The organism is Vibrio sp. MMG023 (genome assembly GCF_021654215.1).
In the GTDB taxonomy this organism is placed as follows: Bacteria; Pseudomonadota; Gammaproteobacteria; order Enterobacterales; family Vibrionaceae; genus Vibrio; species Vibrio jasicida.
The window spans coordinates 663,004-676,735 of the sequence record NZ_JAKFZP010000002.1; the positions used below are offsets into that span (position 1 = coordinate 663,004).

General features: G+C 46.6%; 8 protein-coding genes. All 8 read right to left on the reverse strand.

The window, feature by feature from the left end; all coding sequences use genetic code 11:
• Positions 1-436: 436 nt before the first annotated feature.
• The 8 genes from L1076_RS08225 to L1076_RS08260 all read right to left on the reverse strand — a co-directional run bounded on the left by L1076_RS08225 (position 437) and on the right by L1076_RS08260 (position 13,645).
• Positions 437-811 carry a hypothetical protein gene (locus L1076_RS08225; RefSeq protein ID WP_104037317.1) on the reverse strand — a complete coding sequence of 125 codons (375 nt, stop codon included), beginning with the start codon at positions 809-811 and terminating at the stop codon, positions 437-439.
• On the reverse strand, positions 799-1,998 hold the full coding sequence (locus L1076_RS08230) for a LysM domain-containing protein (protein ID WP_237303491.1): 1,200 nt from the start codon (positions 1,996-1,998) through the stop codon (positions 799-801). The genes L1076_RS08225 and L1076_RS08230 overlap by 13 nt, the downstream gene beginning before the upstream one ends.
• A complete protein-coding gene (gene recD / locus L1076_RS08235) occupies positions 1,979-4,138 on the reverse strand; it encodes an exodeoxyribonuclease V subunit alpha (RefSeq protein WP_237303492.1) in 2,160 nt (719 codons plus the stop codon). Before recD ends, L1076_RS08230 begins: the two co-directional genes overlap by 20 nt.
• Positions 4,138-7,776, reverse strand: a complete 3,639-nt coding sequence (gene recB / locus L1076_RS08240; RefSeq protein ID WP_237303493.1) for an exodeoxyribonuclease V subunit beta — start codon at positions 7,774-7,776, stop codon at positions 4,138-4,140. The genes recD and recB overlap by 1 nt, the downstream gene beginning before the upstream one ends.
• A 290-nt stretch (positions 7,777-8,066) precedes the next feature.
• Entirely contained in the window at positions 8,067-11,540 is a 3,474-nt protein-coding gene (recC, locus tag L1076_RS08245) for an exodeoxyribonuclease V subunit gamma (protein WP_237303553.1), read from the reverse strand.
• Between the two features lie 233 nt (positions 11,541-11,773).
• Positions 11,774-12,052, reverse strand: a complete 279-nt coding sequence (locus L1076_RS08250) for a hypothetical protein (RefSeq protein WP_146075866.1) — start codon at positions 12,050-12,052, stop codon at positions 11,774-11,776.
• Between the two features lie 22 nt (positions 12,053-12,074).
• Positions 12,075-12,323: a GlsB/YeaQ/YmgE family stress response membrane protein gene (locus L1076_RS08255; RefSeq protein ID WP_005436595.1), complete on the reverse strand. Its 249-nt coding sequence runs from the start codon at positions 12,321-12,323 to the stop codon at positions 12,075-12,077.
• 347 nt (positions 12,324-12,670) lie between these two features.
• Complete coding sequence (locus tag L1076_RS08260; protein WP_038866047.1) at positions 12,671-13,645, reverse strand: TDT family transporter; 975 nt, start codon at positions 13,643-13,645, stop codon at positions 12,671-12,673.
• Between the last annotated feature and the right edge of the window lie 87 nt (positions 13,646-13,732).

The window sequence follows — 13,732 nt, forward strand, 5'->3', positions numbered from 1 at the left end:
AGAAGACCGAGCATCGCGCTCGGTCTTTTTGTATGTATGTTCAATAAAAGGTCATAATTAATAACGTCGAGAATATAACGAATAGAATGATTAGCAGTATCAACCAATAAACCAAGCTAACGTTAATTAGCCATTGAGGACTTAGACTGCGTACATCGCTCAATCCTCTTTTTCGACCAAGTCGAGGAAACGCGATGGCAGCAAGCAAGCCCGTGCCATAGATAAGAGAGCCAAAATGAAAACCGGAACTGATGGCTAGCTCAACTTTCATATAATGCTCCCGTGTATAAGCGTATTGCTTAACCTCTTCAGGAGTGACACATGTAAGAATTATACCGACAATCAGATACCAAAAAATGAGCATACCACCAGCTATAAAAAATACGACAAACGATAGCTCTACCAAAGACATGATAAGTCCAACTACCTTTGATAATTAAGAGATGGATAGCCATGTAATCATTGAGATAATGACTGTAAACATCAGAAGCAACATTACCGTTGTATAAAACACACACACATAAATAAACCCTCGTCCGCACACACTCCGAATATCTGCCAGCCCTCGCTTTCTTCCCAACAGGGGGAAACATACGCTAGCGATCAAACCAACTCCATAGATAAGAGAGCCAAAATGAAAACCGGAACTGATTGCTAGCTCAACTTCAGAAAAATGTCGCTCATTGAAAGCGTATTGCTTTATATTTTGGGGTGTAAAAAAGACGAGAAAAGCACCTAACACCACAAACCAGGCAAATAACGCCCCCCCCGAGACAAAAAAGGTAACAAACGCAATATCTAATAACTGCATACGTCACCAATTCCTGTATTTGCAGCAATATTAATATCCGAATAATGTTCCTTATAAGTTCTTGCGGCCATTTTACCTATAGTGTAACTCCCAAAAGAAGACACTGTACCCAGCACTAGTACACTGACCCAGCCAACAGGCGTTGCAAGAACAACTAGAGCTATCGCTGCGCCTGCGAGAGTGCCAACGGCTGTACTCGCCGCGGTTTCTACGATAATCGAACTCCTCTCTACATCAGTTTTAGCACGTGCAATTTGGTCACAAGCCAACCCAAGATTCACAGCGGTTAGAACCGTCCCTCCTTTTGCTGCCGCTTTTGACAACCTAGCAAGTTTGTCTGTATTTTTCTTTATAGCAGATGTTGCTGGAACTCCCCCCCTCCTTGAAATCCTCATTGATTCACGCGCTTTCTGACCGTTAAAGAAGAGCTTTTCTGTGGGACCTAGATTTTTTGCGACCGTCTCCAACAGCTTTCTTCTGCGATAGTCATACTGACCTTTTGTTAATCTACCGGCTTTATAGTCTTGATAAAGTCCATCGAGCTTTTTGAGTTCTGATATGTTCCCTTTGGATTCACTCCCTAACAAAAATCCCATTGAAGCAAAACTAGCACCTATTCCAGCACTTGCAGGTCCCCAGTTATCATCTAACCAAGACAGCGCCCAAAAAGCTTCTCGCTCAGGTATAGATAATGCTTTAACTGTAGAATCAAACTGTTTTTGGTCTGCTTCAGAGATAGTTTGGGCATTTGCACTAATTGGTCGACTTTCAACACTAGTTTGAGTATCTAACTTTCTTAGAATGAGCGATTGTCCAATCTTTATCTTATCGGGTTCATTGACTTGAGGGTTATCTGAAATAATTTGCTGAAGTGCAGCTTTATATTTATTACTTCCATATCTGACTTGATAAAACTTGAGTATTATTTTTGATAAGGTATCGCCTGGTTTTACGCTATAGATCGAAGTATATCGATTAACGCTATTGAAGTGAGTTGTGTTCATTGAAAGTCTAAAAATGCACCAAAGTGCATAAAATGATATCGCCAAGAATTCCAACACTTCAATTTTGAAAAAGAATTGCAGACATAAAAATGGCGGGATTACGACCCGCCACATAAAAAACATATTCAGTTCGTGAAAAATTCTCATTTTTGAATGAGTAAAATCAGTTTCTAAGTCGCTCAACCAACCCACTCGCTCGAGTAGTTTTCACCTTAATACCACGCTTGAGGACATTCATCTCGGCGTACATCGCAAGCCGTTTCTTCGCGCGAGTAATACCGGTGTAGATCAGCTCGCGAGTGAGGATTGGACTGAAATCTGGCGGCAAAATCATTAGCGTGTATTCAAACTCACTGCCCTGTGATTTATGAATGGTCATCGCATATGCAGTTTCATGCTCAGGCACTCGGCTTGGCAGCACCGACTTCACGCTGCCATCCGGCAATTCAAAGAACACTTTAAGACGCAGTTCACCTTCGCTGTCGTCTCGCATACAAATGCCGATATCACCGTTATACAATCCTAAACCATGATCGTTACGCGTGACCATCACTGGCCTGCCGTGATACCAAAGCTCGTCTTGGGTTTGAATCAACTTACGTGCAGCTAGTGCTTTTTCAATGCGTTGGTTTAAACCTGTCACACCAAAATCACCTTCACGGATAGCACACAATAATCGGCATTGATTAAAGGTATCCAACACGGCTTTAGCTTTGTGGGTCAGTGTTTCTGGTTCCCCTGTCTTTTGGTCAATCTCTTGCTGTCCGATGCGTTTTAAATAACGACCATATTCGGCAACCAAAGTCTGCATCATCTGATTGTAGTTTTGGCTGCTCAGTGCGAAATGCTCGATATCAGCAAAATCACGATTCCAAACGTCGTCTACTTTTGCGGCTGAGCCAGCGTTGACCGCTTTCGCTAGCTGACCGATACCGGAGCGAGCATCGAATCGGTAACTCTTTTGCAGCATACATAAGCTATCGGCAATCGAAGCATTACTGTTGGTGCTGTACGCCAAGGTGTCAAAGCCTGTCAACTTCGCGACCGCAGACGCCTGCTCTTTGCCAAAGCCAAATGCGTGGAACGAACAGATATCACCGAGCACCGCGCCAGCTTCTACCGATGCCAACTGGTCTTTATCTCCGAGGAGAATCAAACGTGCATGTTTTGGTAGCGCATCGACGACTTTGTACATCATCGGCAGATCGACCATGGAGGCTTCATCCACCACTAAAATATCGAGGTGCAGCGGATTTTGTTTGTTGTGACGAAACTCTGCACTGTTTGGGATCGCGCCCAGTAGTCGATGCAAAGTGCTCGACTCGGTTGGAATTTTCGCTTTAAGCTCAGGCTCCACTGGCAACTCTTGAATCGCTTTACCAATAGACTCCGTCAAACGCGCTGCCGCTTTACCTGTTGGCGCCACCAGCTTGATGGTGAGGTTTTTCTCTTGTCCTGCTTGCTCAATCAGCGCGGCAAGCAGTTTGGTTACCGTTGTGGTTTTACCCGTACCCGGACCACCTGAAATCACCGCGAAACGACGAGTCAGTGCTACTGCTGCCGCGACCTTCTGCCAGTTAACACAAGCCGATAATGGTACAAGCTTGTCCAGCACTTGCAGATCGTGAACTTGTTTCGCTTGGCAGACTGCCGCATCAATGGCAGCCCAATCGAGACTGTCTACAGTAACCACATCCAAATGGTCACAGACTAATTGCTGGCGTAGCACTTGGTTGCTGGTTCCTGCCTCTGCCACTTTGGCTAATGCATTGAACAGAAAGTGGTACTGACGAGCGAATAAATGATGCAGCAACTCAGACAAACGTGTGAACTCTTGAGGCTGAAGGTTTACAGCCGCACTGAGTTGATTGAGCTTGTCCGCCAACGTCACTTCATAGTGCCAGTAACGATGCAGGTAGAGACGCTCGCCATCAAACATCATTGGTAAGGCTTCACCTTGTGCACCGACCAAAGACGACGCTTGTAAAAGCTCACCCCAATTAACGCCTTGCAGCTGAGTATTAAGCGTCAGCGCAGACTCCCCAAACAGACCGAGCTTACTGGCAAGGTCTGTTGGCTGCCCTTGGCTGTCAAACAGAGACAAACAGATATGCCCTTTACCTAATTCACTGCTGACCACACCAGCAATAAATGCCAGTTCTTGGCTGCTCGCTTGTTGCTCAACTTGCGAATAGATAAAGCGCGCGAACTGGAAATCCAATTGGCGAATCGCCCCTTTACTCGCTAACGATTCTAAAGTTGCCACTAGATCTGGCGTTGTCATTGCGCTGCTTTGCTCAGAAAGAAGATCATTGGTTTTCATCAAATTAACTCCATCTGACCCGATTCACTGGATCGCGTGTCAGGTGCTTGACCATCAATCAAATGATCCATCTCTTGTAAAAATTCAAAGGTTGGCTTGGCAGAAAAAATACCGTGATCACTTTGCCCATCCATACCACGTAAGAACAGGTAATAAACACCGCCAAAGTGCTGTTCATAATCATAATTTGGCAATCTACTGCGTAAGAAACGATGCAGCGCCAAAGCATAGATTTGGTATTGCAGATCGTAGCGATGATCCGCCATCGCCGACTTCAACGCATCGCCATGGTAATGGAATACATCATCACCTAAGTGGTTCGATTTCCAGTCAAGGACGTAGTATTTGCCTTGGTGCTCAAACACCAAGTCAATAAAGCCTTTCAACATGCCTTGCACGGTTTGGAAACCCAGATCGCCCGCTTTGGCAGAGAGCGGATCATGACGTTGAATCACACGGTTCAATGCTGGTGCAGACAGCACTTCAATCGGCAGTAAGAATTCCATCTCAACCAAACGTTGCGCCGGACCTTTCTGATTGAGCAGCAGTGCTTTACTATCCAAAGGCGTTGCCAGCACGGTATCAATCAACTGTTGCAGGATTGGCAACCACTCTTCATCAAGCTGCTCACTTTCCATTAAACCGAGGATGATTTGGGTGTTCTCTTCCGTCGTCGCAGGTTGAGTAAACTCAATTTCCTCAAATAAGCTGTGCAGGAAGGTACCTGGGCGTGCGCCACGGGGGAAGTTGAAGATAGAGCGTTCTGGCTCAACCAATTCCGCTTCATCTTGCTCTTCTGAAGAGTCGATATCAAAGCCGGTGATTTCAATCGTCGCGTCATGTTCAGCATGATGAGAACCTTGCTTAACCAAGCCCGAGTAACTGGTGATGCGCCAGTTTCTATCAATTGGATTTTGCAGCTCTTTGGCAGTCAACGCTGCTAACTCGGTTTGCTCCGCAACATACATCTCATCGTGCTGCTTTGGAGGATCACAAATCACCACGTTATCGAGATTCTCTTGTTGCTTCTTCAACCCTACGAACAGGTCGTTGATGCCGCCTTCTTGACCGTTTTGCACCAAGTAACCAATCGCGCTGTGATGCACGCCAGTTGGCTCTTTGGTTGAGCGGCCATTGCGCAGCGGCGAAGCACCAATAAAGCAGGCATACACGGCACGCGTTAGCGCTACATAGATAAGGCGTAAGTCTTCAGCAAGGCGTTCTTTATCTGCCCGTTTTAACGACGCATCATTGCCCGTGATATCAAGTACGGTGCGATCGTTCTCAGCGTCGTAGTATTTGGCTTCACTCGCTTCTCGGTAACCAAACACAAATGGCAAGAAGACCAAGTCATATTCCAGACCTTTGGATTTGTGAATGGTGACGATTTGCACCAAGTTACGCTCTGATTCCAGACGCTGAATTTGGTCATCGCTGCCACCTAACCCGTGCTCTGCATCGCTGATGGATTGGGCTAACCAACGCAGCAAGCCGTGGTCGCTGTCTAATTCGTTGCTCGCTTGCTGCAATAACTCACCAATGTGCATCAGATCGGTAAGTACTCGCTCACCGTTTTCGCTTTGTGAGCTCGCCCCTTCTTCTAGCAGACGCTCAGCAATATGGCGCTTACTGATCACTGCTCGCAGCATAGGTAGCACACCACGTTGCACCCAAAGTTTGCGGTATTCTTTGAACTCGTTAACGGCGTTTTCCCACACGGTTTCATCGTTGTTGAGGGCGTCTAAGCTTGCCGCATCCAGTGCGAACAATTCTGATGCTAGGCTGGCGCGTAATGCTCTGTCATTTTCTGGCGTTAACACCGCTTGCAGCAAACGTTGTAAGTCTTGCGCCACAGAGCTAGTAAACACGCTATCACGGTTAGAAAGGTATACGCTGGCAATTCCTTGGCCTGCTAACGCCTGCTTGACCATGCGACCTTCGCTACCCGTGCGCACCAACACTGCAATGTCACCCGCTTTGACTGGATTCTGCTTTTCGCCATTGACCAGACACGCTTGACCTTGTTGTGCTGCGGTCAAAATGGTTTGAATTTGGCTTGCTGTCGCCTCTGCCATAGCGGTGAGGTATTCACCTTTTGGCAGAGGTTTATCTTCCGCTTCTTGCAGCCAATAAGTCAGTGCAGGCTGTTTTTGACCACCCATGGTCCAAACGCGTTTATCGGCACTTGGGCTGTAATCCACAGAATGGAATGGAATGTCAGAGTCATAAATAAACGGGCTATCTGGCAGAGCAAAAATCTGGTTCACTGCCAATACCATATCGGCACTTGAGCGCCAGTTGGTGCCAAGCGTGTAGTGAGCACTAACTTGGTTACGCGCCTTGATGTAGGTAAAGATGTCCGCACCACGGAAGCCGTAAATCGCCTGTTTCGGGTCACCGATCATAAACAAACCGCACTCAGAATTATTCAAATAAATGCGACTGAAAATACTGTATTGCAGTGGGTCGGTATCTTGGAATTCATCGATCATCGCAACCGGATAAAGCGTCCGAATGCGCTCTGTCAGTAGTGCGGTTTCATCGGTATCAATCGAGGCAGAAAGCTGAGTCAGCAAGTCATCAAATGACAACCATTGCTTCTGATTTTTTGCTTTTGCCAGCATCACACGACAATGCTCAATCGCATGAGCTAACAATGGCGCTTTTAAGCTGATTGGGTTGGCAAGAAAAGCTTCAATCGCGTCAAACACCGGGTGCTGTGGCGCAGTGCCTTTCGGGGTTTTCTCAAGCAGTACATTCTGGGCGAACTTCTCCAGTTTATCTGGATAGTCATAACCAGTGGTTTCTGTCGAAGCCCATACGTTGACCGCTTCTAACCATGTCGGTAAGGACTTTTTGGTGTAGCTGCGTTTGTTGACGTCGGAATCAGAAATCAGTGCGAGGAAATCTTCTTGGCTATCACACCATTGGGCTTTCAAAGCATCAATTTGCTTTAAATTTTGCTCATGCAAATCGGCAAGGCTACCTTGCATTGCAGGAACAGAGAGACTTAGCGGCGCGCCTGTGAGGTAGTTGCTGATGTCATATAACAGATCCGATGGCGAGCCCCAGAGTTGGCGAACTTCTCCAGCCAAAGCGAATGGCAGAGGGTAGAAGTTACGACGCCAGTAATCGGCAACGACTTGCGCTTTAAGATGGCTTTCGTCTGTCACAAACTCATTATTGAAACGACTACCGGATTCGAATGCGTTTTGCGTCAGCATGCGTTGGCAAAAACCGTGAATGGTGTACACCGCGGCTTCATCCATTTGGCGCTCTGCTTGCAAAAGGATCTCAGCGGCTTGCTTATGATCCTCAATTTCTTCCAACAAAGGCTGAATCACAGGATCTGAGCTTTTCCCGCGAGCGAATGCGATCCTCGCGTCGTGAATACGCGCACGAATACGATCACGCAGCTCCGCCGTTGCAGCCTCTGTAAAGGTCACTACCAGAATTTGATCCACGGTCAACGGCACACGGTGCTTCGTATCGACAGTGCCATGCCCTAGTAGGAGTCGCAGATACAAACCCGCGATGGTAAAGGTTTTACCCGTACCCGCCGATGCTTCAATTAGCCTTGAACCATGCAGTGGAAAAGTCATGGTTTGCAGTGGAGTTGGAACTGACATTTGCGCCATAACGCTGAATCTCTCCGGATTATCGACTGATCGAACTGTGATCTATCGTTAAAAATTCTATTAATATGTCTAATAGGTTGGAATATTTAGACCTTTGTGGGATCTCACTCACGGTTATCATTACGGAGTACCGTTAGTATGCGCCTCACGAGATAAGCCAAGCCTTTCAGGCGGCTACACTCAAACGAATCATGGTCCCTCTGACCTTGTGGCCGTACAGCGAACGCCCTACAAAAAATAATGATTTTCTGGCGGCCACCCTACTCTCTTTTTTATCTAAATAATCCAACTTACTTTTCATCATCGGCATCCATCGCCGTCAATCTTGCGCCTTGAAGAACCAATGCAGTCAGTGTGCGAACTTCTGCTGCAAGATCATCATTCCAAGCAGACCAAATACGCGAAATATACGCATTGTTTCCTTCGCCTGGACTCATGTAACCATCATTGAATGCATCCGCCATTTTCTTCAGCGATTTCTCTTCATCATCAGCCCAGTGGCCACGACTAAAGCCCGCCTCGACACCCGCCAGTGCTGTTTTCGGGAAGTATGGTAATGGCTTGGTCATGCCTTGAAAAAACAGACGTACTAGTTCAGCAAGCAGTTGTTTCGCTTGCACAGCGTCTGCCATTGCAGGGTAAACCAAATGCACCGCGCCTTCCTTGCGGTCATAACCGATAACGTGGGTCTTTCTAGCATGACCAGAGGCAGACATAGCAAGATGATCAATCCATGCAGCGAGGTAATCCTGCGCACGAATTTTACCGCTGCGGTAGCGAATCAAACCAGATTGATAGCATTGAGTTAGCCAACCGGTTAGACGGATATTTTTTCCTTCACCAAGCACATCGAAGGTAAGGTCAATTTCTAAATCGTCTTGCGATGCGCCGGATAAGAACGCCAACTTATCCACCAGCTCTTCCGCTTGCACGCGGTTGGTTTCAAACTCGATATCACCAAATGCGCCAACCGGTAATTTGCCCTGCGCGCGTTGCTCACTCATAAAATGTTTGAGTACGTCTGCTTTTGCGGACGGTTGAGTAATGGCGGTTTCGAGCAAGGTTTCTAGTAACTCATCGCGCATCTGATAGCTTTCTAAGCCACCTAACACGAATGGCTCATCATCTTCCATCACAGGCAATGGCGGCTCGAACATCACTTTCAAACGGCGGTTAAAGAAATACTGTACTGGCAAACGCCAGAAGCGCTGTAATTCCACCAAGTCCAATTCGATTGGGAAGGTTGCGCCAAGTAAGTAATCATCCAATGCGCGGTTAAACTCGCCACGCGCATGACCTTGCGATTGATTGCTTTGGGTCAACGCCGCTGGAATCCACTCTTTGGCATAGCTTGAGTGAGAACCTTGGAATGCACTTGGGCTAAATGGCACCATGGCATGTACGTTCACTAACTCGTTGAGTAGTTTATCTCCCGAGTCATCGACGGGCTGGTCTTGATCGCCATCTAGGCAGTAGTTCTGATGGCAATATTCCATCAACTCCGACACCAGAACAGACGGCACGCGCTCGGTGTTATCTTGGATAGAACGCCCAACGTAACTGATGTACAAACTTTGCTGCGCAGACAACATGGCTTCTAAGAATAGGTAACGGTCATCGTCTCGGCGCGAACGGTCACCCGGTTTAGTGCGCCCCGTCATTAAGTCAAAACCTTCCGGTGGCATTGAACGCGGGTAAACACCATCGTTCATACCAAGCAGACACACGGTTCTAAATGGGATCGAGCGCATCGGCATCAGAGTACAGAAGTTCACTTGTCCGGCAAGGAAGCGCTGGCTAACCCGTGTTCCTGACAGCTTGTTTTGCAGATACTGGCTAACAATAGAAGGCGACAAGGCATCATCAAATGCTGCATCGGTTAGCTGTTCTTTCAGTTGGCTTAAGGTATCTCGAATCGACTTAAGCGCCATTTCCCCTTCTAGCTCAACAGAGAAGAAGTCATCCAACATCGCCACCAAGGTTTCACGCCATGCATCAATCGACTGAACATGGGAAAGTTTGCGGCGATATTGGCTAATTTGTTGAATAAAGTGAGCTAACTTACCGGCAAGTTCTGCGCCCATGCCTTGCACTTCATTGTATGGCGAGAGGCTACCCTCTTGCGCTTCAAACAAACCGGCAGATTCTGGCATCGCGTAACCTAATAACATACGCTGAATACCAAATTGCCATGTGTTTTGGCGTGTTTCTGGCAGTTCAAATTCGCTGCCCGTATGGCTATCTAGCCCCCAGCGAATGCCAGATTCTTCCACCCATTGTTTAGCTTGAAGGAAGTCATCTTCGCTTAAGTCGAATCTCTTCAAAATCGCCGGCGTTTCTAACAGCTCAAGTAATTCAGAAGCCAAACAACGTGTATTCGGTAAATTAACAAGTTGCATGAAAGCCGCCAAAATTGGGCTTTCTTGATCGGCCGTTCGGTCTGAAATCGAGTAAGGGATAAATCGCTCACCCGGTGCATTGCCGAACACCGCCTGAATCGCAGGGCTGTAGGCATTGATGTCTGCCACCATGACAATAATATCGCGCGGTTTCAGTGTTGGATCAGCATCGAACATTGCCAAAAGCTGATCGTGTAGCACTTCCACTTCTCGCATTGGGCTGTGGCAAGAGTGCAAGCTCAGAGATTTATCGCCCAAACTCACCACTTGTTTGTGCTGACTGCTGTCGATTTGCTCGTCGTCTTGGTGCTCTTCTAAATTAAGAATATCGGCTTGAAGTTGATGGAGTAGACTGTCGCGCTCGACATCAACAAAAGCTTCTATCTCATGGGATTCAAGCTGCGACAACAGATACATGTTATCGCGTCCAAGTTTACCCATCGACGCCAACAAGCTGTTACCCACCACATCGGTATGCAGCTCATCCACTACGTTTTCTTCTAGTGAACCTTTTAACTGCTCACTCTCACCTTGCACTTCAGAATGGTCTTCTTGCCAGACCACGTGCTGGCGATGTTTTGCTGCTAAGCGAGCTAGGAATTTACGGTCGCGTACCTCCCCCCAGTAATAACGACAAGGGTTGGTAAACATCAAGTGCACATCAATGTGTTCACCAATGGCTTTGAGCGCATCCATGTAACGTGGCGGCAGTGAAGAGATACCAAATACAAACAGACGCTTCGGCAGATGGTCAAAGTTACCGTTGAAGTTTTCGAGCGTATCAATGAAGTGTTCGTACAAATTGGCACGATGATAAGGCGATTGCCCAAGGGTAACCGTGTGGTCGTACAATGCCTGCCACAAAACTGGCTGCCATGGGTGTTCGTCTTCAAGTTCAGGCACCGTTTGTCCTGCTTCCCAGCTTGCAATCCATTCTGGGCGATACACTAAGTAACCATCGAAAATATCGGCAATTTTCTCTGCCAATTGATACAGCTTGGAGTTGTCAGTGTCGTCTTGAAGATAACGTGCCAAAGGTTCGAATGATGCTTCGTTGAGCAACCCCGGAAGCAAGTGCATCAGCTTCCACGTCATGGCTTCTTTGTTGAAGGCACTGCGCTTAGGCACATCAGCCAATACTTGGGTGAACATGTCCCAAATAAAAGTCGCTGGCAGCGGAAATTCTAAGTTTGCCGCAACACCAAACTCTTTCGCCAATTCCATTTTTAACCACTGAGACATGCCCGGGCTTTGCACCAGAATTTGCTCTTTTTCGAATGGGTTTTCTAATGGATTGATGCGAATCAGTTCAACAAGAAGTGATTTTAGAACATCGACCTGATTGGAGTGATAGACAGTAAACAAAGTAGGAGCACCGAATGCCAATGGAAACTGCTAGCAAGCTTAGCACAGCCACATTTATTCCTAGAGCGATCTCGATAGCTTAAATAACAAAAGGTTAGAGATTAGACAAAGTTTGAACAAGTAATCAACTGGCTGTAGACAATGACTTCCCTTCCTCACTGAGTACTCAAGGTAGATATATAAAAATAGAGTGGAGTTGGAAGGAAGGGATAACTCACACCAGAGTATCCCCACTAGCGAGCATATTGATGAAGTAAGTGTTGCCTTAACACAGACACACTCGACAATATCACCCTCCTTTGGAACAAATGAGGGTGATAGTTCTTTGAACTGTAGCCGACAGGAAGCCCAGTTTTGTCATCAACTAACCAAGAGCCTGCTGGGTGACACTTATCCAATTTATAGATAAGTGACCAAACGCTGACACCTAGGATTTCAGCGACCGCTTTATTACTGGCTCTAAAATGGTTGTCGTTTAAGTAGTGTAAGATTTCTTCGAGAGAATACTGCATGCTGATACCGTGTCTGAGCATGTTATTTGCGCAGCAATCGGAACACAAAAAGCAAAATGACAGCGCCGATGGTCGCTGTAATAATCCCCTCAACGCTCAACACGCCAACAGCACCAAAACCAAACATTGAACCTACGTAACCACCGACAAATGCACCGAGCACACCAAGAATGATGGTTGCTAGCCAACTATTTGAAGTTCTCGTCGGCAATATCCATTGAGCCAATACACCAGCAACTAACCCTAAAACCGCCCAAGCAATGATAGCCATGTAAAAATCCTTCCTATTGAGAAAGTTAACATTCTAGAAAGTTATATTTTTTATACATTAGCACTCGGTAATTTATACATTTGCGAGTGCCTAAGTCAGCCAAAGGTTATGACTTTGAGTAGGCATAGTGAAGAGAGGTAAATTTCGAATTGCCATTTTCTGCATGAGAACTCTCGCTACAATGGCTGCGGTTACTAAAGTTTGATGTATTAAAATTGTATCTAATTTTCCGCCACCCTTTTGGGGTGGCATTTTTTATCTGCAGATTGGCTTTAGAGCCCACCCTACCGATACAAAAAAAGCCTCTTGGCGAGAGAGACCAAGAGACTTTGCTTTACGAGTAAGACTTATGCGTGATGTGTCGTCATCAAGCGTGGTTGGATTAGTAAGTTATTGATGTATTGCAAACCTACGTAAGTCACCACAATCGTTGCCACAATCAATTCGATGCCTGCTAGACCGCGAACTTGTTGTACATAGTGCGCTGCTAGACCATTTGCTTCCATCCAGTTTGCTGTTTTGAACAGAGCCGTTGCACCAATCACCATTGGGAAGGTAAACGCTGCGTAACCTGGGCTAAATGGCAGTCTTAGCAATTTAAAGAAGGCTAAGTAGATGATGGCTGTCATCAATACTGCGATACCAAACAACAGAGCAATAATCACTGGTGAAGGTGTTGCCGTTACGGTTAGGTAACCAGCCAACGATAGGCTTGCTGGTGCCGCCATGATTGCCATGGTTGGTTTTGCTGCATCTGGGATTTCATGAGTGAACATGAAACGGTAGATCATCATTGGCAACATCACCGCGTAAGCCACCATACCGAAGACCAACGCACCATGTGCAATAGGTGCAAGTACTGGGTTACCTGAGAAAGACACGTCTGCAACGATAATACCCACTGGTGGTACGAACCAGCTTGGCACCATGTGGTGTAGTTCGAAGTCTTTCGCGCGGTGGTACAAGAAGCTCACTAGGAACACGATATGTAGAGCTACCGCCACTAACCAAAGCACGTCACCTGCAACAGGGAAAAAGTGCCCTAGAGAATTTGAAACCACCATGGTTCCCATCGCGAAAGTTGGAACGACACTACCCACCACAGGGTGCGCAAGATCTTGTCTCAACAAATGATTGTGAAAAAGAAATTTAGTCGCCAAGATTGCTAATAGTACGCTTGCAATACCTGCGCTAATCCACTGTCCATAGCCATGTAATTCGGCGAAGTTTTCCCAACTCCAACCTAAGCTCGCAATACCAAGAGCCAGACCCGCCATTGGGGTTGGTGCTCCCATTACTTTTGCTTTTGTTCTTTGAATCATTACGACCTCAAAATCTAGGCTAACTTTCTATGGGGTGTATATTACTCTTGCACTTCGTTCCAATATATCTAATTATTTAAAACTAAC

Coding starts and splice junctions, on each gene's coding strand:
- recD (WP_237303492.1), bottom strand. CDS start 4,138: ATGAAAACCAATGATCTTCTTTCTGAGCAAAGCAGCGCAATGACAACG.
- L1076_RS08250 (WP_146075866.1), bottom strand. CDS start 12,052: ATGCAGTATTCTCTCGAAGAAATCTTACACTACTTAAACGACAACCAT.
- L1076_RS08255 (WP_005436595.1), bottom strand. CDS start 12,323: ATGGCTATCATTGCTTGGGCGGTTTTAGGGTTAGTTGCTGGTGTATTG.
- recB (WP_237303493.1), bottom strand. CDS start 7,776: ATGGCGCAAATGTCAGTTCCAACTCCACTGCAAACCATGACTTTTCCA.
- L1076_RS08225 (WP_104037317.1), bottom strand. CDS start 811: ATGCAGTTATTAGATATTGCGTTTGTTACCTTTTTTGTCTCGGGGGGG.
- L1076_RS08260 (WP_038866047.1), bottom strand. CDS start 13,645: ATGATTCAAAGAACAAAAGCAAAAGTAATGGGAGCACCAACCCCAATG.